A 20,241-nucleotide genomic window follows, 5' to 3' on the forward strand; every position below is an offset into this window, starting at 1 on the left:
ACCATTGATTTTCGTTGCGAGGCGTAAGCGTGGAGCTAAAGGCTTTTTCCCTTCACGATCGTCTCCCGCAAAAAACTGTAGCCCAGAGCCGTGCGCGTCGCGAGTTCGATTGATGCGCCGTCACCGCCATGGCCACCCGAGCCAAATTCGTGGAACAGTGAATGATGGCCGAGCGCTTCCAACTGGGCCGCAAACCGCCGGGCATGCGAGGGATGAACCCGGTCGTCATTGCTCGAGCTTTCGATGTAGATCGACGGATACGTGATCTCGGAGTTAGGCTTAACATTGTGCAGCGGCGAATAGCTCAGCAGGTAATCGCGATCCGCCGGATTGTCAGGATCGCCATATTCGTCGATCCAGGCTTTTCCGGCCGGGAAGACATGGAAACGGGTCATGTCCAGGACAGGTACCTGGCACCAGATCGCACCGAAATCCTGTGGATAGCGTGTCGCCATGACGCCAGTCAGCAAACCTCCGTTGCTGCCCCCATTGCCGGCAATGCGCGATGGTTTGGTGTAGCCGCGGGCGACGAGATCGCGGGCGACGGCGGCAAAGTCCGCGAATGCCCTGTGGCGACCCTGGCCTTTTGCGACGCGATGCCAGTTCGGCCCGAATTCGCCGCCGCCGCGAATATAGGCCATCACATAGGCGTTGCCCTGCTCCAGCCAGCGGCCGATGACACCGGAATAATAGGGGCCGAGCGGGACGTCGAAGCCGCCGTAGCCATATTGCAGCACCGGCAGTTCGCCCTTGGTCCAGACCTTCGGCAGTACGATGTGATAGGGCACTTTCGTCCCGTCCTCGGAGGTAGCTTCCAGTAGGAGGGACGTCATGCCTTCGCTGTCGAAATAGGTCGGTGAACTGGCAATGTACTTGAGTTCAAGCGGGGCCTTGCGATCGCCAAGATCCAGCCGGTAGGAAGAGGGCGGCTGCAGAAAGCCAGCGCCATAGACCTGCAGCGTGTCGTCACCGAGATGCAGATCGGAATAGAGCGGGGCGACCGACACCGTCTGAACATCATCAGGCAGTGCGATTTCGCGGATTTCGGCATCGGCGCTGGTCAGGTCGAGAACGAAGAGATGCGGTTGCATATTGTCCGAGACGATGAAGACGCACCATTCGCGCATCAAAAGGAATTGCGAAACCGATTGTCGCTCATTGGGCGAAAACAGTATGCGTCTCGCACCGGCACCGCCGGGCTCTCGCGGCAGGGGCTGCAGGGCCAGGCTGCCGGCCGGGATCCGTTCGTCTGTCTTGGCAAGCCAGATCAGATGGGAGTGGTTGAACCCGAACTCGGCATCCTTCGGCAGGTCGATCCGCCGCAGCGAACCGTCCCCGTCCTCGATGAAATGGCTGGCGCTGCCGATTTCGTGACCTGCGCTGAAGATCCGGATCGACCTTGCCGCATCTCCCGTCGCCAGACCGGCGAGCTGCGGATCGAAGATCGAACAGGAGCCATAGATGTCGCTGTCATCGGCGGCATAGAGTACCGGTGCATCGGACGGCACCTGGCCACGCCTCAGGCGGCGGCCGACACGCGGCCAGCCGGAACGCGTCGAGGATTCGCGGTCGATCGAGCCGAAATAGGCGATTTCGTCGCGGCTGAGCCAGGTCGCGTGACTGCGCACGGCCGGCGTGTCGAAGCCGCCTTCGACGATGCTCTTCGTCTCGCAATCGAATTCGAGCATCCGAATGGGATCGGAGCCGCCGTCGGAAAGGCAAAGCAGCACGCGCGTCGGCTCCCAGGGGCAAGTTATGGCGCCGCGCCAGAGCCATTTTCTGCCCTCTTTGGCGCAGAAGGCATCGAGATCGAAGATCGGTTCCCAGGGAGCGTCGGGCAGAGGGGCGAGATCGGCCGGCAGCCGATACCAGCGACCGAGCGGATGATCGGCGCTGCGATGAAAATCGAACAGCCAGCTGCCGCGCCGGGTCGTGGCGATCAGCCGATCCTCGCGTTCGATCATCTCCTTGATCGCGTTGCGATCCGCCTCGAATTCCGGCGTCATCAGCAGCCGCTCGGATTCCGTATCCTTCTCGGCGACGAATTGCAGGGTTTGTGGATCGTCGTCGCGTTCAAGGTAGAGGTGCATGGGGCTCGCCATTCCATTGTTGGTGGTGGTCGCCCTCAGCAAACCAAAATACGGGCGCTGAAGCAACCGTGCTTCCGCGCCCGTATCGGTCATAAATTTTTCGGTGTCGACCCGCCTTAGCGGACCATCTTTGTGTCGGCCTGTGCGACCATATTGGTCGCCGGAGCCGGTTCGCGCTTGTATTTCAGCGTGACGACCTTGTAGCCCTCATTCTCAAGCCGGCTCAGGAGAACAGGCAGCATCCTGACGGTGCGCTGGTGGATGTCGTGCATCAGAACGATGCCGCGGCCACGCTGGTGGAGCTGCTTCATTGTGCGGTCGACCACAGAGGCGGGGGTTGAAGTGAAGTAATCCTTGCTGTCGATATCGACATCCATGACGATCATGTCGCGAGCGGCAATCGCCGTGCGCAGGCGTTTGGAGTCGGCAAGATAGGGGAAGCGGAAGAAGGGAACGTCCGTGCCGATCGCCTTGGTGACGGCATCTTTGCCGCGGGCGATCTCGGTCATCGCCGCGTCGAAAGTCATCTTGTCGAGATCGGGGTGGCGGAAGGTGTGGCTGCCGATCGCATCGCCATGCGCAAGCACCTCGCGTGCCGTCGCCGGGTGCGCCTGTGCCATTTCGCCGACCATCATGAAGGCGGCCTTGACGCCGAATTTGTCGAGCGTGGCGAGAATGCGTTCCGTTCTGCCGGGAGCAGGGCCATCATCGAAGGTTAGGACGACCTCCTTGTCGGCGAGCCTGATGTCCTTGAGCGACGAGACCTCCAGCGTCCGGCCGGCGAGATTGTGCGGGCCTTTCATGCCCGCCAGATCATCCCGGGTTTCGAGATCGGCGACGAGCCATTTCTTCGGCTCCATCTCGATGGGATCATTGGCCTTCAGCGGCTTGTGACGCGGCTCCTCGGCGGCATAGCTGCTCTTGAGCGACGCTTCATTGCCTGGCTTTGTGGCGCATCCTCCGAGGGCCAGACACACGGCGAGGCCACCCAGCAACACACGGTAGTTCATCAGAATCGCTCAACAATATGTCTATGAAAGTTGAGCGCATCTTCTGCAGTTATGGTTAATGAACGGTTAGGATCGGGTCCTAATTCGTTAAGAGGCAGCGAGGTTTCAGCCGGCCATGCCGCTCTCATATTCCGATGAAAGTTCCAGCCACTGCTCCTCTGCCGCCGCGAGCTTTTCGGCCGCATCGGCGCGCTGTTTTGCCTTTTCCGCAGCCTTTGCCGGCGCCTTCTCGTAGAGGGCGGGGTCTGCAAGTTCTGCATCAAGAGCCTGAATCAGTTTCTCAAGCTTGCCGGTCAAGGATTCGATTTCGTTGATCTTCTTCTTGAGCGGCGCGAGCGAGGCGCGCCGATCGGCATTGAGCTTGCGCTGATCCGCCTTGGAAACGGAATCATCGCTGGTATTTGCCTTGGCCTTGTCCTCTCTGGACTTCGGGCTGGCAACAACGAGGCTGCGGTATTCTTCAAGATCGCCATCGAAGGTCGAGACGGTGCCGTCGCGCACCAGCCAGAGGCGGTCGACCGTGGCCTCGATCAGATGACGGTCGTGCGAGATCAGAATGACAGCGCCGGAATAGTCGTTCAGCGCCTGGATCAGCGCGTTGCGGCTGTCGATATCGAGATGGTTCGTCGGTTCGTCGAGGATCAGCAGGTTCGGCGCGTCGAAGGCGGCAAGGCCCATCAGCAGCCGCGCCTTCTCGCCGCCGGAGAGATCCTTGACCTGCGTGTCCATCTTCTCCGTCGCAAGGCCCATCTGCGCGACGCGGGCGCGCACCTTCGCCTCCGGCGTCTCAGGCATGCGCCGGCGGACATGCTCGACAGCGGTCTGGTTGGGGATGAGGTCGTCGAGCTGATGCTGGGCAAAGAAGCCGATCTTCAGGTTCGGCGCCAGCCTGACTTCGCCGCTCTCCGCGCCCAGCCGGCCTGAAATGAACTTCGCAAAGGTCGATTTGCCGTTGCCATTGGAGCCGAGCAGCGCGATGCGGTCGTCGGCATCGATGCGCAGGTTCAGGCGCTTGAGGATCGGCTTGCCCGGCTCATAGCCGACAGCCCCGCCGCTGATCGCTATGATGGGCGAGGCAGGCTGCTTTTCGGGTTCCGGAAAGCTGAAGCCCATCACATGGTCTTCAATGACGGCGGCGACGGTGCCCATGCGCTCCAGTGCCTTGATGCGCGATTGCGCCTGCCGCGCCTTCGAGGCCTTGGCCTTGAAGCGGTCGATGAAGCTTTGGAGGTGCTTGCGCGCCGCGTCGTTCTTCGCCTTCGCCTTCATCTGCAACTCGTCGGCCTCAGCCTTCTGCCGCTCGAACTGGTCGTAGGAGCCGCGATAGAAGGTGAGCTTCTTCTGGTCGAGATGCACGATGGAATTGACCGCCGTGTTCAGCAGATCGCGGTCGTGCGAGATGATGATGACCGTGTGCGGATAGCGGCGGATGTAGTCCTCCAGCCAGAGCGTGCCTTCAAGGTCGAGATAGTTCGTCGGTTCGTCGAGCAGCAACAGATCCGGCTCGGAAAACAAGACAGCCGCGAGAGCCACGCGCATGCGCCAGCCGCCGGAGAAGGAGGAGGCAGGACGCTTCTGCGCTTCGTGATCGAAGCCGAGGCCGGCGAGGATGCTCGCGGCGCGTGCTTCGGCCGAATGTGCATCGATATCGGCAAGCCGCGTCTGAATATCGGCGATGCGGTGCGGATCGGTCGCGGTTTCAGCTTCCGCGAGCAGAGCGGAGCGCTCCTTGTCCGCTGCGAGGACGATATCGATCAGAGGCTCTTCGGTCCCCGGCGCTTCCTGCGCGACCTGGCCGATGCGGGCATTGCGAGGGATCGAGACCGAGCCGCTCTCGGCGGCGAGATCGCCGGTGATGATCCTGAACAGCGTGGATTTGCCAGCACCGTTCTTGCCGACGAGGCCAGCCTTCGTGCCCGCCGGAAGCGTCACGTTGGCATGATCGATGAGAAGGCGGCCGGCAATGCGGGCGGAAAGGTCTGAAATCGAAATCATGGCGCGGTTTTGGCCGAACTCGGCGCCGAAGGCAAGAGCGGGAAGACGCTTAGGCGCCGGCCTTTTGCGAGGATTTCGATAGGTTGGCGCAGTTGCGCAGCCGCTCGGTCAGCTCCGTTTCATAGAGCATGAGATTGCTGAGCGAGGCATTCAGGTTGTCGAGTGCAGCATCGGCATGTGGAGCCGTATCGATCGCGCGAGAAAAATGCTGCTTCTTCATCAGCCCCTTGGCGAGCTGATCTGCGACTTCGCGGAGCATTTCGGCGGCATCGCTTTCCGATTTGCGCGCCACCAGCCCGCAATGGCTGACGAGACGATACTTCAGGCCGATCTCATCGAGCCCGCTTTGCGAGGGACGAGGGCCAAGCGCCTCTATTTCTTCGGCAAGATGGCGATCCTGCCCGTAAAGCGCCTCATGAAAAAGCTGATAGTTGCGCGGCAGGTTCTTGACCTTCAGCCGCGTCATGAAGCGGCCGATGACCTCGAGCTCGGTTTCCGTTTCATCGTCATCGATGGGATATGCCGAAACGCTTGTCTGCGAGTTCTTCATGCCTGCCTTTGACCGTGAGCTGATATATCTTATCAATCTGCAGGTCGGCAGGTTAAGGGAACATGAACAAAATGCCTTGTTCAAGCTGCGTCGCAACAAAAACGGGGCATGTGCTCAACGCTTTGACGAAAGCAGAAAACAGCAGTTCGCTTCTCGCTCACATCCAGCGTGTCCCTTCACTGCGCAGAAAATTCAGCAGGTCCAGCTCCAGCGACGGCTTGCCCATGGATGTGAGAATGGTATGGCACTGGCCGCGGTGGTGGGTATGGTGGTTGAACATATGGGATACCGCCGCATGGAGGGGAACGGTAATGGCGCCCGGTCGCAGGATCGAGGTATAGGTAATGTCGGCGGCAAGTGCATCGGTATCGAGCGTTTCCAGCCAGGTGATGATATTTCGATCTTCCGCCTCCCGTAAACTGTGAAGTCCTTCAAGCGTGTCATGCAGGACGGTCCCGAGTGACGCCGGCACCCCGCCGGTGCCATTAAAACGGTGCATCCATAGCCTATCGGTCAGCAGGAGATGATTCAGCGTTCCGTGGAGCGAACCGAAGAAGGCGCCGCGATCCTCATGGAATTCCGTGTCGCTGAGATCTGCCGCGGCATTGTAGACTTGGACATTGGCCCAGCGATTGTAATCGGCAAGCATCCTGAAATGTTTGAGCATCTGTGTCTCCTCTTATAGTGGCAGTGATGTTATCGCGAAGTTCGGTGGCGGGTAGCCACTTCGCCACCCGGCGGATCGCGAATCAGCCGCTCGAACCGTGACAGTGGCGTGAAATTGGCCGATCCCCCTTGTTTTCGGGCCTTGGGGCAGGTAAAGACCGCCCACTTTTCTCTGATTACAAGGAATGGACCCATGGCGATTGAACGTACTTTCTCGATGATCAAGCCGGATGCGACGAAGCGCAACCTGACTGGCGCCATCACCAAGGTTTTTGAAGATAACGGCCTGCGCGTCATCGCCTCCAAGCGCGTCTGGATGAGCAAGCGCGAAGCTGAAGGCTTCTACGCTGTTCACAAGGAACGCCCCTTCTTCGGCGAACTCGTCGAAGGCATGACTTCCGGCCCGACCGTCGTGCAGGTTCTGGAAGGCGAAAACGCCATTCTGAAGAACCGTGAGATCATGGGCGCGACCAACCCGGCCAACGCTGCCGAAGGCACGATCCGCAAGACCTTCGCTCTGTCGATCGGCGAAAACTCCGTTCACGGCTCGGACGCTCCGGAAACGGCTGCCGTCGAAATCGCCTACTGGTTCTCCGAAACCGAAATCGTCGGCTGAATCGGCCTTTCAGCTTTAACGCTGAACGATTTGAAATGACTTATGAAAGCCGGGACTTCGCATCCCGGCTTTTTCATGCCGGGCAGGCGGCATCACGCCCGTAATCGGCGCTGCCATCGCCCTTGAAGACATCTGGATTGGCGGTATAGACCGGGCCGACGACCAGCGGCTTCGTCGGCAGCACGGTCTGATCGAGATCGGATTTGACCTCGGTCTTGATCGTCTGGATCGTCTTGTCGCCGGCATCGACCAGCTTGATTGAAACGGAATAGGGGCGGTCCTTGCGGACGCAATGGAGATCCGGGCTTTCCAGCGTGATCTTGTCCCAGAATGTATAGATCTTCTGGTTGACGACAAACGGGTCGCCGCCGGCCGGATTTTCAAATTCCGCGATCGCCTTTGTTCCTTCAGGGATCGGGGCGATCTTCTTGAGCGTGATCATATAGCTCGCGCTCGCCACGCGATAGTTGAAGACAAAGAGGCGACCGGTAAGCTGCGTCGGGCCTTCGTCGTCTTTCCGCTGGCAGCCGGCCAGTGCCAGGCCGGCGATGATCCCGACACTTATCGTTGTCAGCAGAATCCTTCTTATTGTCATGGCGCAGTCTCCTCCTTCTTGCGCCGGTAGTGCCGGCTGGCTTTGGCGCGGTTGCCGCAAACCGCCATGTCGCACCAGGCGCGGCTTTTGTTCTTGCTGCGGTCGATAAAGAGCCAGCCGCAGTTGCGGCAGATCTTCATCCGCTCGGGATCGGGCATGGCGATGAGGCGTAGCGTCGAATGTACCGTCGCGGCATCGAGCCCATGGGATGAGGCGCGCTTCAGGACTCTTCCCAATGCCGCAAGCAGATCCGCAAGCAGCAGATCTGCGGCCTCTCCAAGAACGCGTGCTCGGAAATAGCGGTCGATCAACTCGCGGAGGACAATGAAATCGGCCCGGTTTTCCCGCTTCACCGGCAGGATCTCGCCGAAGAGCGCCCGCTCCGCGCAGAAATTGGCAGCGGCCTTCGGGAAGCTATCCATCTGTCCCACTGCCTCGAAGCGGTCGATCCGACGCTCGTCGTCATGGCGCAGGATCACGCTGTTGGCGACATCGAGTGCGAGTGCGCCACCGGAGAAGCGATGTGGGGTCCAGGAAAAACTCATGGCGAAAATTATAACTGGTAAAATGAATTTTGCCAGTTACTATTTGCTGGTTCTTCGGAGAAGTGGAATGGCTTATCTTTTGCAGCAACTGGCGAATGCGGTTCCGCTCGCTGCGCTCTATGCGACGCTAGCATTCGGCTATTCCATTGCCTTCGGGGTCATGAAGCGGGCGGATATCACCTACGGCGCGTTGTTCGCCTTTGCTGGCCAGATGCTCGTGCTCTTTACCGACGTCGGTTACACCAAGATGTATCTCGTCCTGCCGGCCGCCTTTGCCTTCGGTGCCGTTGTCGCCATCGGCTATACGATCGGCACCAGCTTCCTCGTCGGCCGTGCAATCATGCTGCCGCTGTCGCGCAAGTCGCCAAATACCGTCATCGTCGCAGCACTCGGCATGATGATCATCCTGATGGAAACGGCGCGGCTTGCCTCGAATACGCGCGGCATCTGGCTGCCACCCTTCCTGAACGATGCCGTCGTCTTCTGGGATAGCGGCGTTTTCCGCGTGACACTGACGGAAATCCAGCTGCTCAACACAGCCCTGATGATCCTTGTCATCCTCGCGGGCGCCTATGTGCTGAAATGCACCGGCTGGGGGCGTATCTGGAGGGCGGTGACAGACGATTCCCTTGCCGCCGAGCTCTGCGGCGCCAGTGCGAACCGCGTCTTCCTGCTTGCCTATGTCGCGTCAGCCCTCGTCGCAACCATCTGCGGCCTGCTGGCTACTTCCTACTATGGAACGATGGATTTCGGGGCAGGGCTGATGTTCGGGCTCAAGGTGCTGATGATCGCGGCCGTCGGCGGCTATTCCGATCCGCTGAAATCGGCGGGTGGGGCGGCGCTCCTTGGCCTCTTCGAAACCATGTGGGGTGCTTACGGCCCGTTCCTGTGGCGCGACTTCGTCATCTTCTCGCTCCTCGTCCTGCTGCTGGTCATGAGCCGGCGCGAAAGAGTGGTGCCTTGAAGCTTACGTGTTGCCGGCCCACTTGGCCCGCGCGGCATCGTCGGCATCCCTAGCCGAAACCCAGCCACCTTCTTCGCCATCCTTGCCATGCTCCTTTTTCCAGAAGGGCGCAGAGGTCTTCAGAAAATCCATGACGAAATTGGCACCGTCGAAGGCGGCCTGCCGATGCGATGCAGCGGCGATGACGAGCACGATGTTCTCGCCCGGCGCAATCTTGCCGTAGCGATGGATGGCGGTCAGGCCGAGAAGCTCGAAACGCTTGATGGCGAGCCTGGCAATGCGGGTGATCTCCGCCTCCGCCATGCCGGGATAGTGCTCAAGCTCAAGGGCACCGAGTGCGCCGCCTTCGTCGCGGCAGAGACCGGAGAAGGTGACGACTGCGCCGATATCGTGCCGCCCGGAGGTTAGTTGGTCGATCTCCGCCCGGAGATCGAAATCCTCGCGCTGGACTTTGACGAATAGTGAAATCATCGCAATTTCCTTGATCGGCTTCGCAAACATGCTGAGGTGCCTCCCGCCCCTTCGCTAAGGCATCCTGAGCCTGCCGAAGGGGCGTTCGTCGCTGCAATCGATCCACTGGATCGATTGCTCGGGCTTCGCCCGGCCGCTCCTCACCCCCCGGTCATCGGCGGGAAGAGCCCGATCTCCTGCGCTCCGGCGATCGGCTCATCGTGTTCCGCATGCTCCATGTTGATAGCGACGCGGATCGCCTGGGGGAATTGAAGTGCCGCCTCGTATTCCTCGCCCAAGCCCTTCAAATGACTCAGGAGATCGCCGACGGTGACGACATCGGCGGGAAGGGAAATCTCTTCCTCGGCCTTACCGATCCGCTCACGCACCCAGGCGAAATAGACGAGCTTCGTCATCATTCTTCATCCACGACATGCTTCAGCCCGGCCCGGAAATAATCATAGCCGGTGTAGATGGTCAAAAGCGCTGCGACCCAGAGCAGGACGATGCCCATCTCTGTGGTATAGGGTAGCACCTTGTCGCCTGCCGGCCCAGCCAGAAGGAAGGCGATGGCGACGAGCTGGGCAGTCGTCTTCCATTTTGCGATGCGGGTTACGGGAACGCTGACTTTCAACGCCGCCAGATATTCGCGCAGGCCCGAAACCAGGATTTCGCGGCAAAGGATGATGATGGCGGCCCAGAGCGACCAGCCGGCGATCGTGCCGTCGGCGGCGACCAGAAGCAGGATGGCCGAGACCAGCAGCTTGTCGGCGATCGGATCGAGCATCCGGCCGATATTCGAGGTCTGGTTCCAGATGCGCGCGAGATAGCCGTCGAGGAAATCGGTGATCGAGGCGATGATGAAGATCCAGAGCGCAACCCAGCGCGCGAAATCCGAACCTTCCAGCTTACCCTCGATGAAGAAGCAAAGAACGATCAGGGGTACGCAGATAATGCGGCCGTAGGTGAGCAGATTAGGGATGCTGTAAGCGCGCGAAGCCATGGAAATCGTTTCGTTTCTGTTGTCTCGACCGAATCGGATTGGGCACTGTTGATCCCACCCCGCTGAAGTCGTCTGATGGAATGTGATCCCAAAAACCGCTCCGCACTTTTTGGTGGTCACACCCTAGATGATGGTTTGGTCGGTTTATCGTCAATATTGTTTCTGTTTTTTCACCGCTATTGCGTGGAATTTGCGACGAGCTTTCCCTATTTCGCGGCGTCCTCGTGGAAATGATTGTAGACCTGACGCGCCACCGCTTCGGAAATGCCCTCGACGGCCATCAAGTCGGAAAGAGCGGCGCGCGACACGGCCTTCGCGGTGCCGAAATGCTGGAGAAGCGCGCGCTTGCGCGAAGGGCCGATGCCGCCGATCTCGTCCAGCGGATTCTTCACCATCTCCTTCTTGCGCCGGGCCCGGTGAGAACCGATGGCGAAGCGGTGCGCTTCGTCGCGTAAGCGCTGGATAAAATAGAGCACGGGATCACGCGGCGGCAGCGAGAAGCTTTCGCGCGAGGGAGCAAAGAAACGCTCACGCCCGGCTTCGCGGTCGACGCCCTTGGCGACACCGATGGCTATGACACTGTCGGTGATCCCGAGCTCATCGAGAATGGCGCGCACGGCCGTCATCTGCCCCTGGCCGCCGTCGATGAGGATGACATCGGGCCAAGCGGGGAAGGCGCGATCGGCAGTATCGACGCTGGCGTCGGTCTCGCCGCTGCGGTCGGGCTTGCCTTCCTCCTTCAGGAGACGAGAGAAACGGCGGGTCATGACTTCGCGCATCATGCCGAAGTCGTCGCCCGGCGTGATGTCGGTCGATTTGATGTTGAACTTGCGGTACTGGTTTTTGACGAAGCCTTCCGGCCCGGCCACGACCATACCGCCGACCGCATTCGTGCCCATGATGTGGGAGTTGTCGTAGATCTCAATGCGTTGCGGCGTATAGGGAAGCTTGAACGTTTCCTTGAAGCCTTCGAGCAGCCGCGATTGCGAGGCGGTTTCCGCGAGTTTGCGGCCATGCGCCTCGCGGGCGTTGGCGATGACATGTTCGACAAGATCGCGCTTCTCGCCGCGCTGCGGCACGAGGATCGTAACTTTGTGACCAGCCTTCTCGCTGAGGGCCGCCGCCAGCAGTTCGATTTCCTCAACCGTCCCCGACAGCAGAATCTGCCGCGGCACCGGCTTGTCGTCATAGAATTGCGCCAGGAAAGCGTTCAGCACTTCAGCGCCAGAGAGCGACGGATCGGCCTTAGGGAAATAGGCGCGATTGCCCCAGTTCTGACCGGTGCGGAAGAAAAAGACCTGGATGCAGGAAATGCCGCCCTCGTGGTGGATGGCGAAGACATCGGCTTCCTCGACGCCGGCGGGGTTGATGCCCTGATGGCTCTGCACATGCGAGAGCGCCGCCAGACGGTCGCGGAAAATGGCGGCGCGTTCGAAATCCAGATCTTCTGCGGCGGCGTTCATCGCCTCGGCCATATGCGCCTTGACGTTCTGGCTCTTGCCGGAAAGGAAGTCCTTCGCCTCCTGTACCAGTTCCGCATAGCCGGCATCGCTGATCTCATGCGTGCAGGGGCCGGAACAGCGCTTGATCTGATAGAGCAGACAGGGCCGCGTGCGCGTCTCGAAAACGCTATCGGTGCAGGTGCGGATCAGGAAGGCGCGCTGCAGCGAATTGATGGTGCGCCCGACCGCACCAGCCGACGCGAAGGGGCCGAAATAATCGCCCTTGCGGGCGCGGGCGCCGCGATGCTTGAAGATCGCCGGTGCGCGATGATCCCCCGTAATCAGAATATAGGGAAAGGATTTGTCGTCGCGCAGCAGAACGTTAAAGCGCGGACGCAAGCGCTTGATGAGATTCGCTTCCAGCAGGAGCGCTTCCGTCTCCGTCCGCGTGGTCACGAATTCCATATTTGCGGTTTCGCGCACCATGCGGGCGATGCGATTGGAGTGCACCTTACCCAGCGCATAATTGGAAACGCGCTTCTTCAGGTTCCGCGCCTTGCCGACATAAAGCACGTCGCCGGCCTCGTTGAACATGCGGTAGACGCCGGGATTGTTGGGCAGTCGCTTGACGAATTCGGCGATCAGCTCGGCGCCGCGAAGCCCGGTTTCGTTTTTTCCGCCTTCGTTCCAGTCGACAGGCGCAACGGGGGAGGCGGCGGCATCGCCCTCCACCTCGATGTCGTCTTCAATATCCTCTGATTCGTCATAGAGAACGCCGCCGTCAGGCAGCTTTCTTCCATTCATTCCGCACTCTCCGACACGTCTGGCGTTTCCCAGGCAAGGTGCTGGCCGCCATCGAGCGCTATCATTTGGCCCGTGATCGAGGGCGTGTCAAAAAGAAAGCGGATGGTCCGGCCGAATTCTTCGAGCCCTGGAGCCGCCTTTAAGATGAGGCCGTCGATCTGCGCTTGAAAGTCCTCTTCGCTCTGCCGCACGCTGCGCACCGTCGGGCCTGGGCCGATCGCGTTGACGCGGATACGCGGCGCAAAGCTCTGCGCCATCGTCTGAGTCGCCGTCCAGAGGGCGGCTTTCGACAGTGTATAGGAATAGAAGCGCGGGTTGAGCGCCCAGACCCGCTGGTCGACCATGTTGACGATCAGGCCTTGATGCGGTTCGGGAAGCTGCCGGACGAAATCGGCAGCCAGAATCGACGGCGCCCGCACATGGATTGCGAAATGAGCCTCGAAGGCTTCTTCGTCAAAATGATCGGCGGAATCGCCGAGGAAGGCTGAGGCATTATTCACCAGAAGATCTAGCGGGCCGAGGGCATCCGCAACCCTTTCGACAAGAGTTGAAGTCTCGGCCAAATTCTGCAGATCCGCCTTGATCGCAATGGCTCTCCGGCCCATCTGCCGCAGTTTCGCCGCAATTTCCTCGGCCTCGGCGAGGGACTGATTGGCATGTAACGCCACGGCGAAGCCATTAGCCGACAAATCCTCGGCAATTGCCAGGCCTATTCTTTTGGAAGCGCCGGTTATCAGCGCCGTGCGTAGTTTTTCCTGGCTCAAGAGATCGCCTTTTGCTCGTCGTTACCCAATCGATGCTCATATAGGGCTTCGATACACCATATGAAAAGATACGCGGGCGAATGATGCGCCTTGAGGTTTCTTATGTAAAACTTGAGCTATATTTATTTTAAAATAAGTATACACTGTTTAACCGATGATTAGGGTTAACAATTCCTCTGTTGCGATGAAGCAACATCGAAATTCAGCCACGTCTGTGCCACAATGATATCATATTTTGGCTCTTCCAATTCCTCATTTGCATTCCAATTTCAACCTCGATCCGGGAGGGATATGTTTTAATTGCTCGTGGCGCTTCGAAGTCAAGGACAGTAAGCGGAGCACACGGGACTGAAAGGAGAAAAGTATGCGTACTCTTATCACGACCCTCATGGTCTCCGCTTTCGCTCTCGGCGGCTACACCGCAGCTCAGGCTGCTGACGCTGTTGAGCAGATTCCGCAGCCGCCCGTCGCTCAGGAAGCAGCTCCGGCCGTCAACAATTGGTCCGGCTTCTACATCGGTGGCGCTGGCGACTGGAACGCCGGTCACTTCAACCGCAACGGCGACGCTTACGCCTGGGGCGGTCAGGCCTTCACCGGCTACAACTGGCAGCAGGGCCAGATCGTATATGGTATCGAAGCTGACCTCGGCTACTCCGGCGCCGACAGCACCCGCAACGGCCTGACCGCCAAGAACGGTGTCAACGGCTCGGTTCGCGGTCGCCTCGGTTACGACTTCAACCCGTTCATGCTGTACGGCACGGCCGGTCTGGCACTCGGCCAGAACAAGCTCTCCGACGACACCTCGTCTGACAGCAAGACTGCTGTTGGTTACACGGTCGGTGCAGGTGCTGAAACCTTCATCACCAACAACATCACGGCTCGTCTCGAGTACCGCTACACGGACTACGGCAAGAAGAACTTCGATCTCGACTCTGGTAGCTTCTCGCGCGGCTACGACGAGCAGAGCGTCAAGGTCGGTATCGGCGTCAAGTTCTAATCACTTGATGGCACGGAATGAAGAAGAAGCCGGGGTGAAAACCTCGGCTTTTTTGTTTGCCCAATATCAGTCGCCGATGTGACGCGCGACGTCGCAGAACAGCGTCAGACCTGCGGCTTCATCGCCGGAAAATCGGGGAAATGCTTCTCGAACTTGCGTGCCCAGTCCGTCAATCCCGGATAGTCCGCTTCCCATTGCCCTTCGAAGCGGAGCTGCAGATAGCCGATGAGAGAGGCAAGCGCGAAGTGACCCGCATGCAGCTTCTTGCCGATCTTCGGCGGCTCGGCGTCGAGATGGGTGAGGGCGCGGCTGACCTTCGTCCACTGCCGGTCGATCCAGGGCTGATGCTGCTTCTCGGGCTCGCGAAGGCGCCGTTCGTAGACGATAGACAGCAGGCACTCGTTAGTGCCGTCGATCAGCGCTTCCAGAACCTCGATTTCAGTGCGCTTGCCCTTCTTCGATGGATAGAGCCCGCCTTCGCGCCGGTCGAAATAATGCATGATGGCGCGGCTGTCGAAAATCGCCTCGCCGTCGCCGGTCAGCAATGTCGGGATCTTGCCGAGCGGGTTGTTGTCGATCAGCAGCGTCGGCCCGGCATTCGTGTCGACATGGATCTCCTCGAGCTTGATGCCGAGATGGCGTGCCGCCATGCGCACCTTGCTGGAGAAGGGGGAGGTGGGCGAGCAAAGAAGTCTCATGAAATCACCTGTAGGTATGTGGGAAAATTCAATGCTCGCCGCGCAGCCAGAAGGCGCGCTGCGAGGCGAAGCGGTCCTGCGCCAGAATATCCTTCAAGGCCGGTAACAGTGCATGCAGTTCGTCCTTCAGCGTGAAGGGCGGGTTGACGATGATAAGGCCGGAGCCGGTAAGCCCGGTGAAGCCGCGGTCGCTTTTGACGCTCAGCTCTGCGCAGAGCATCTTCGGAATTTCGAGCGCCTGCAGCGCCTCGTGGAAAGGCTTGATAGGCGCATCCTTCTTGATCGGATACCAGAGGCAATAGGTGCCGCCAGGAAAGCGGCGCCAAGCCTTTGCGAGGCCGTCGATCAGCCGCTCATATTCGCCTTCCTCTTCGAAAGGCGGATCGACGAGCACGATGCCGCGCTTCTCCTTCGGCGGCAGATGTGCGCCGAGCGCCAGCCAGCCGTCCAGTTCGGTGATGCGTGCATGATGATCGCCCTCGAACAGGCGGTGCAGCCGCTGAAAATCATCCGGGTGCAGCTCCATCGCCGAAAGCCGGTCCTGCGGGCGAAACAGCATGCGGGCGAGCTTGGGCGAGCCGGGATAGAGCCTGACGCCGCCTTCGGGGTTCAATTCTCTTATGGCGGCAAGATAGGGCTCCAGCAGATCGGCGACCTGCGGCACGAGTTCCGCCTCCAGCACCCTGCCGATACCGTCACGCCACTCGCCGGTCTTCTGCGCCTCCTCGGAGGAAAGATCGTAGATTCCGATGCCGGCATGGGTGTCGAGAACGCGAAACGCCTTGTCCTTGTTCTGCATGTAGCGGACGAGGCGCGCGAGGATTGCGTGTTTCAAGACATCGGCAAAATTGCCCGCGTGGTAGATGTGCCGATAGTTCATTGTCGGTGAAGTCCGCATGAATTGTTGAGATGGGCCGGATTGTCTCTAGTGGCCGGTCTCCGCTTGAAATATACAAACCTCATGAACATTGCGACCCCCATCCAAGCCAAATCGCGCATCGGCCATACAGCCTGTCCGCATGACTGTCCCTCCACCTGCGCGCTGGAGGTCGATCTGACTGAAGACGGCAGGATCGGCCGGGTTCGCGGCGCCAACGACCATTCCTACACCTCCGGCGTCATATGCGCCAAAGTCGCCCGCTATGCCGAGCGGCTTTACCATCCCGATCGCCTGATGAAGCCGCTCCGCCGCGCCGGCGCCAAGGGCGGGGGGCGCTGGCAGGAGCTCTCCTGGGATGCGGCGCTGGATGAAATCGCCGAAGCCTTCATCAAGGCCGAAGCCAAGGACGGCAGCGAGGCGATCTGGCCCTATTTCTATGCCGGCACGATGGGATGGGTGCAGCGCGATTCCATCGAGCGGCTGCGCCATGCCAAGCGTTATTCCGGCTTCTTCTCGTCGATCTGCACCAATCCGGCCTGGACGGGCTTCACCATGGCGACGGGCGTGCTGCGCGGTCCCGATCCGCGCGAGATGGGCCGCACCGATTGCATCGTCATCTGGGGTACCAATGCGGTTGCCACCCAGGTCAACGTTATGACCCATGCGGTGAAGTCCCGCAAGGAACGCGGCGCGAAGATCGTCGTCATCGATATCTACGACAATCCGACGATGAAGCAGGCCGACATGGCCTTGATCGTCAAGCCGGGTACGGATGCGGCCCTTGCCTGCGCCGTCATGCACATCGCCTTCCGTGACGGCTACGCCGACCGCGATTACATGGCCAAATATGCCGACGATCCCGCCGGGCTTGAAGAGCATTTGAAATCGAAGACCCCGGCATGGGCAGCCGCCATCACCGGCCTTTCGGTAGACGAGATCGAAGCCTTCGCAAAGCTTGTTGGAACGACGAAGAAGACCTATTTCCGTCTCGGCTACGGCTTTACCCGTCAGCGCAACGGCGCGATCGCCATGCATGCCGCGGCGTCGATCGCCACCGTTCTTGGTTCCTGGCAATATGAGGGTGGCGGCGCCTTTCATTCGAACAGCGATATCTTCCGCATGGACGCGAGCGAACTCACCGGCCGCGCCATGAAGGATCAGGATATCCGCATGATCGATCAGTCGCAGATCGGCCGCGCCTTGACCGGCGATGCCGTGGCGCTGCGTCATCGCGGCCCGGTGACTGCCATGCTGATCCAGAACACCAATCCGGTGAATATCGCGCCGGAGCAGCGGCTGGTGAAGCGCGGCTTTGCCCGCTCCGACCTCTTCGTGGCGGTACACGAGCAGTTCATGACCGATACGGCCGAGATGGCCGATATTGTGATCCCCGCCACCATGTTCGTCGAGCATGACGACATCTACCGCGCCGGCGGGCAGAACCACATCCTGCTCGGTCCCAAGCTCGTCGAGCCGCCGCCGACCGTTCGCAGCAATCTTTTCGTCATCGAGGAACTTGGCAAACGCCTCGGCGTCTCGGATCGTCCCGGTTTCGGCTTCTCTGCCCGCGAGATGATCGACCGGGTTCTGTCGAGGAGCGGCCTGCCGGACTACGATTATTTCCTCGAGCACAAATGGTTCGACCGTCAGCCGGATTTCGAGGAGGCCCATTTCATCAATGGCTTTGCCCATCCCGACGGCAAGTTCCGGTTCCGTCCCGATTGGACGAACCAGCCGGCGCCGAACCGCCCGCCAGCATCAATCGGTCTGCTCGGCCCTCATATCGAGCTTCCGGAGTTTCCGGATCAGGTCGATGTTATCGAGGTGGCCGACCCCGAGCATCCGTTCCGGCTCGCAACTTCGCCATCGCGCAACTTCCTGAATTCGAGTTTCGCGGAAACGAAGACATCGCGGCAGAAGGAAGGGCGCCCCGAGGTGATGATCAATCCGGCCGATGCCGAGCGGCTTGAGATTGCTCATGGCGAACTCGTTCGCATCGGCAATACACGCGGTGATATCCGCCTGCATGCGCGCGTGACGACGGAAGTGAAGCCGGGCGTGCTGATTGCTGAAGGGCTCTGGCCGAACAAGGCTCACGTTGACGGCGAGGGCATCAATGTGCTCACCGGTGCCGATCCGGTCGCTCCCTATGGCGGCGCGGCTGTCCACGATAATAAGGTGTGGCTTTGCAAGGACGTGGCATGAGTAAATTCGAAAAGGCGAAGGCCGAAATCGTCGGCGAAAGGACGCTGGCGGATCAATGGACGCGGCTGAGCACATTTGAGGTCGACTACACGGATTCGCGCGGTGAGAAACATCGCCTGAAGCGCGAGGTCTATCATCGCACGCCGGCGGCCTGCATCCTGCTTTACGATCCCAGGCGCGAAACGGTGGTGCTCGTCCGGCAATACCGTCTTCCGTCCCATCTTGTCGGTCTTCCCGACCGGATGATCGAGGTGCCTGCCGGCCTGCTCGATGGCGACGATCCGGAGGCCGCGATCCGCCGAGAAGCCATGGAAGAGACCGGTTTTCGCGTGCACGATGTCCGCTTCCTTTTCAAGTCGATGACGTCGCCCGGTTCCTCGACCGAGGTCATCCATTTCTTCGCCGCCGTGATCGATACGTCCGACCGTGTCGCCGATGGCGGCGGCCTTGCGGAGGAGCATGAGGACATCGAGGTCCTGGAAGTTCGCCTGTCCGATGCGATTGTCATGATCGAGAAGGGCGACATCTACGATGCCAAGACGATCATGCTGCTGCAATGGGCAGCTTTGAATGTCGCCAGCTTGAGATAGACCACCGGGTGAGCAGGAGCTTTGTGAAAACTCTGCTCTCCATTCATCACAATGTCACGAATCGAGCTTACCGGGGCGTGCTGGCCGGAAACATTCGAATGTTTCCGAGCCTCCTTCGATCATGGACGCTGTTTCAGGAGAAAGCCGATGTGGCTCAGCAATTTCACGCTCGTTCTTCCCAATGAAGCCGTCGAAAAGGGCGCGGTGCGCATCGAGGACGGCGTGATTGCCGAGATCCGCTCGGAGCCGGTGGAACAGCCGACGTTCGACGGCGGTGGCCGTTTGCTGATGCCGGGCTTCGTCGACCTGCATTGTGACATGGTGGAGCGCGAGATCGCGCCGCGGCCGAATGCGATGATGCCGATCGATTTCGGCATTCACGAGCTGGACAAGAAGCTGGCGGCGGCCGGCGTCACCACGGCCTTTGCGGCGCTCTCTTTTGCGACCGAAAGCGTCTACGGCCACGTTCGCTCGCTCGAAACCACCTCGGCTGTCATTCGCGGCATCGGCAGCCTGCGCGACGAGCTCCTGATCGACCACCGTGTCCATGCACGCTACGAAATCACCAATCTCGGCGCGGCGCCGACCCTGGAGCGGCTGCTGGAGGAGGGCTCCGTCGACATGGTTTCCCTGACCGACCATACACCGGGGCAGGGGCAGTATAATGATATCGAAAGCTATGTCCGCAGCATGTCAGAGCGCCGCTCCATGTCGCGGGAGGCCGCCGAGGAAGTGGTCGCACAGCGCATCGCGCAGCGCCAGGATCCGGAGATCGAGCGCAAGCTCCATGACGTGGTCGAACTTGCGCTGAAGCACAAGCTATCGCTCGCCTCACATGATGACGACAGTGCCGAAAAGGTCGCGGCGATGCACGATCTCGGCGTGACGATCAGTGAATTTCCGGTGACGGGACCAGCGGCCGAAGAAGCCTGCCGTCGCGGTCTCTGGACCTTGATGGGAGCGCCGAACGCGCTGCGCGGCCAGTCGATGTCCGGCAACCTCAGTGCCCTGGATGCGGCGCGCGCCGGCTTGCTCGGCATCATCGCAGCCGATTATCACCCGGCGGCCTTCGTGCCCGCGATCTTCAAGATTGCGGACGTAGTTTCCGGTGGTCTGCCGGCAGCGGTTGCAACCGCAACTTCCAATGCTGCCCGTTCGGCCGGTCTGACGGATCGCGGTGAGATTGCCGTGGGCCAGCTTGCCGATCTGGTCGCCGTCGAGCCCGGCTCGGTTCACCGCATCCGCGCCACCTTCCGCGGCGGCCGTATCGTCTATAGCGATGGCACGCTGCACCCGTTGATGGCGATTGCGGCTTGAGGAAGATTGTGAGGGTGAGACATCTGGCACCCCTCATCCGCCCTTCGGGCACCTCCTCCC

General features: G+C 60.2%; 20 protein-coding genes. 6 read left to right on the top strand and 14 right to left on the bottom strand.

Annotation, left to right across the window (positions count from 1 at the left end; all coding sequences use genetic code 11):
• Positions 1 to 35 precede the first annotated feature (35 nt).
• The 5 genes from PH558_RS17865 to PH558_RS17885 form a co-directional block, all read right to left on the bottom strand.
• Entirely contained in the window at positions 36 to 2,090 is a 2,055-nt protein-coding gene (locus PH558_RS17865) for a prolyl oligopeptidase family serine peptidase (protein ID WP_285206033.1), read from the bottom strand.
• 116 nt (positions 2,091 to 2,206) lie between these two features.
• Entirely contained in the window at positions 2,207 to 3,100 is an 894-nt protein-coding gene (locus PH558_RS17870; RefSeq protein ID WP_285205798.1) for a polysaccharide deacetylase family protein, read from the bottom strand.
• 105 nt (positions 3,101 to 3,205) lie between these two features.
• Positions 3,206 to 5,095: an ABC-F family ATP-binding cassette domain-containing protein gene (locus tag PH558_RS17875; RefSeq protein WP_095434418.1), complete on the bottom strand. Its 1,890-nt coding sequence runs from the start codon at positions 5,093 to 5,095 to the stop codon at positions 3,206 to 3,208.
• 49 nt (positions 5,096 to 5,144) lie between these two features.
• Positions 5,145 to 5,645 (bottom strand): hypothetical protein, encoded by a 501-nt coding sequence (locus PH558_RS17880; protein WP_285205799.1) that lies wholly within the window; start codon positions 5,643 to 5,645, stop codon positions 5,145 to 5,147.
• Between the two features lie 157 nt (positions 5,646 to 5,802).
• Entirely contained in the window at positions 5,803 to 6,312 is a 510-nt protein-coding gene (locus PH558_RS17885; protein WP_285205800.1) for a DinB family protein, read from the bottom strand.
• 192 nt (positions 6,313 to 6,504) lie between these two features.
• On the opposite strand from PH558_RS17885, the gene ndk reads away from it, so the two are divergent.
• Complete coding sequence (ndk, locus tag PH558_RS17890; RefSeq protein ID WP_069616210.1) at positions 6,505 to 6,927, top strand: nucleoside-diphosphate kinase; 423 nt, start codon at positions 6,505 to 6,507, stop codon at positions 6,925 to 6,927.
• A 73-nt stretch (positions 6,928 to 7,000) separates the two neighbouring features.
• On the opposite strand, the gene PH558_RS17895 is transcribed toward ndk, so the two are convergent.
• Both PH558_RS17895 and PH558_RS17900 read right to left on the bottom strand, forming a co-directional pair.
• Complete coding sequence (locus tag PH558_RS17895; protein ID WP_285205801.1) at positions 7,001 to 7,522, bottom strand: hypothetical protein; 522 nt, start codon at positions 7,520 to 7,522, stop codon at positions 7,001 to 7,003.
• On the bottom strand, positions 7,519 to 8,067 hold the full coding sequence (locus tag PH558_RS17900; protein WP_285205802.1) for a CGNR zinc finger domain-containing protein: 549 nt from the start codon (positions 8,065 to 8,067) through the stop codon (positions 7,519 to 7,521). The genes PH558_RS17895 and PH558_RS17900 overlap by 4 nt, the downstream gene beginning before the upstream one ends.
• A 67-nt stretch (positions 8,068 to 8,134) precedes the next feature.
• Here PH558_RS17900 and PH558_RS17905 point away from each other — a divergent pair, with 67 nt between their 5' ends.
• Positions 8,135 to 9,031: a branched-chain amino acid ABC transporter permease gene (locus PH558_RS17905; protein ID WP_285205803.1), complete on the top strand. Its 897-nt coding sequence runs from the start codon at positions 8,135 to 8,137 to the stop codon at positions 9,029 to 9,031.
• Between the two features lie 3 nt (positions 9,032 to 9,034).
• Here the strand turns inward: PH558_RS17905 and PH558_RS17910 are convergent, their stop codons facing one another.
• From PH558_RS17910 to PH558_RS17930, 5 genes are all read right to left on the bottom strand, one after another.
• Positions 9,035 to 9,502 (bottom strand): molybdenum cofactor biosynthesis protein MoaE, encoded by a 468-nt coding sequence (locus PH558_RS17910; RefSeq protein ID WP_285205804.1) that lies wholly within the window; start codon positions 9,500 to 9,502, stop codon positions 9,035 to 9,037.
• A 140-nt stretch (positions 9,503 to 9,642) separates the two neighbouring features.
• The gene (moaD, locus tag PH558_RS17915) at positions 9,643 to 9,897 is read right to left on the bottom strand and encodes a molybdopterin converting factor subunit 1 (protein ID WP_095434425.1); all 255 of its coding nucleotides are present in this window, start codon (positions 9,895 to 9,897) and stop codon (positions 9,643 to 9,645) included.
• Positions 9,897 to 10,484: a CDP-diacylglycerol--glycerol-3-phosphate 3-phosphatidyltransferase gene (gene pgsA, locus PH558_RS17920; protein ID WP_069616214.1), complete on the bottom strand. Its 588-nt coding sequence runs from the start codon at positions 10,482 to 10,484 to the stop codon at positions 9,897 to 9,899. The genes moaD and pgsA overlap by 1 nt, the downstream gene beginning before the upstream one ends.
• A gap of 206 nt (positions 10,485 to 10,690) precedes the next feature.
• Positions 10,691 to 12,730, bottom strand: coding sequence for an excinuclease ABC subunit UvrC (uvrC, locus tag PH558_RS17925; RefSeq protein ID WP_285205805.1), 2,040 nt, complete (start codon positions 12,728 to 12,730; stop codon positions 10,691 to 10,693).
• The gene (locus PH558_RS17930) at positions 12,727 to 13,494 is read right to left on the bottom strand and encodes an SDR family oxidoreductase (protein WP_285205806.1); all 768 of its coding nucleotides are present in this window, start codon (positions 13,492 to 13,494) and stop codon (positions 12,727 to 12,729) included. Before PH558_RS17930 ends, uvrC begins: the two co-directional genes overlap by 4 nt.
• A 364-nt stretch (positions 13,495 to 13,858) precedes the next feature.
• On the opposite strand from PH558_RS17930, the gene PH558_RS17935 reads away from it, so the two are divergent.
• Positions 13,859 to 14,491: an outer membrane protein gene (locus PH558_RS17935; protein ID WP_095434428.1), complete on the top strand. Its 633-nt coding sequence runs from the start codon at positions 13,859 to 13,861 to the stop codon at positions 14,489 to 14,491.
• A 104-nt stretch (positions 14,492 to 14,595) separates the two neighbouring features.
• Here PH558_RS17935 and PH558_RS17940 read toward each other — a convergent pair whose 3' ends face one another.
• Together PH558_RS17940 and PH558_RS17945 are read right to left on the bottom strand one after the other, a co-directional pair.
• Positions 14,596 to 15,189 carry a glutathione S-transferase gene (locus tag PH558_RS17940; RefSeq protein ID WP_113406616.1) on the bottom strand — a complete coding sequence of 198 codons (594 nt, stop codon included), beginning with the start codon at positions 15,187 to 15,189 and terminating at the stop codon, positions 14,596 to 14,598.
• 28 nt (positions 15,190 to 15,217) lie between these two features.
• Positions 15,218 to 16,069: a 23S rRNA (adenine(2030)-N(6))-methyltransferase RlmJ gene (locus PH558_RS17945; protein ID WP_285205807.1), complete on the bottom strand. Its 852-nt coding sequence runs from the start codon at positions 16,067 to 16,069 to the stop codon at positions 15,218 to 15,220.
• Between the two features lie 81 nt (positions 16,070 to 16,150).
• Here PH558_RS17945 and PH558_RS17950 point away from each other — a divergent pair, with 81 nt between their 5' ends.
• From PH558_RS17950 to PH558_RS17960, 3 genes are all read left to right on the top strand, one after another.
• Complete coding sequence (locus PH558_RS17950) at positions 16,151 to 18,274, top strand: molybdopterin-containing oxidoreductase family protein (protein ID WP_285205808.1); 2,124 nt, start codon at positions 16,151 to 16,153, stop codon at positions 18,272 to 18,274.
• Entirely contained in the window at positions 18,271 to 18,864 is a 594-nt protein-coding gene (locus PH558_RS17955) for an NUDIX domain-containing protein (protein WP_285205809.1), read from the top strand. Before PH558_RS17950 ends, PH558_RS17955 begins: the two co-directional genes overlap by 4 nt.
• 147 nt (positions 18,865 to 19,011) lie before the next feature.
• A complete protein-coding gene (locus PH558_RS17960; protein ID WP_285205810.1) occupies positions 19,012 to 20,181 on the top strand; it encodes an alpha-D-ribose 1-methylphosphonate 5-triphosphate diphosphatase in 1,170 nt (389 codons plus the stop codon).
• The last annotated feature ends 60 nt before the right edge of the window (positions 20,182 to 20,241 follow it).

Origin of the sequence: Rhizobium pantanalense, assembly GCF_030182525.1 — a bacterium.
In the GTDB taxonomy this organism is placed as follows: domain Bacteria; phylum Pseudomonadota; class Alphaproteobacteria; order Rhizobiales; family Rhizobiaceae; genus Rhizobium.